The sequence below is a fragment of the Vibrio sp. 10N.286.46.A8 genome, assembly GCF_041470165.1.
Taxonomy (GTDB): Bacteria; Pseudomonadota; Gammaproteobacteria; order Enterobacterales; family Vibrionaceae; genus Vibrio; species Vibrio tasmaniensis_A.
This window is the reverse complement of sequence record NZ_JBFRLX010000368.1, coordinates 1,260-1,538: the sequence shown is the minus strand read 5'-3', so window position 1 is coordinate 1,538 and position 279 is coordinate 1,260. Positions and strand designations below refer to the sequence as shown.

1 pseudogene is annotated in these 279 nt (G+C 45.9%); it reads right to left on the bottom strand.

Features of this window, described 5'->3' with window-relative positions:
- A pseudogene (locus tag AB4232_RS22485) lies at positions 1-183 on the bottom strand (bifunctional protein-serine/threonine kinase/phosphatase); the annotation flags it as partial.
- Positions 184-279 lie beyond the last annotated feature (96 nt).

The following is a 279-nucleotide window of genomic DNA, read 5'->3' as shown; positions in this document are numbered from 1 at the left end:
GTCTGCTATGCAGGCGACACTGCCTTTCAACTCTTGCTCAGCACGAGTCTTCGGGTGTTTTACAATGATGGCGTCTTGGTTTTCATCACGTATGCCTTTATTCGAATAACCACCAAACTTGAGTGTGAGCTGATTGTTTGATTCCGGCGTGACGACTTGCCCTTGGCTGAATGAAATTGTCATAACTGGTCTTCTTCTTAACTGGCTGTCTTGTCATTTGCTTGAGAGCACATCTGAGGAAGAACAAAAGCCCTAGTGAACCTAGAGCCTTTGAACGCA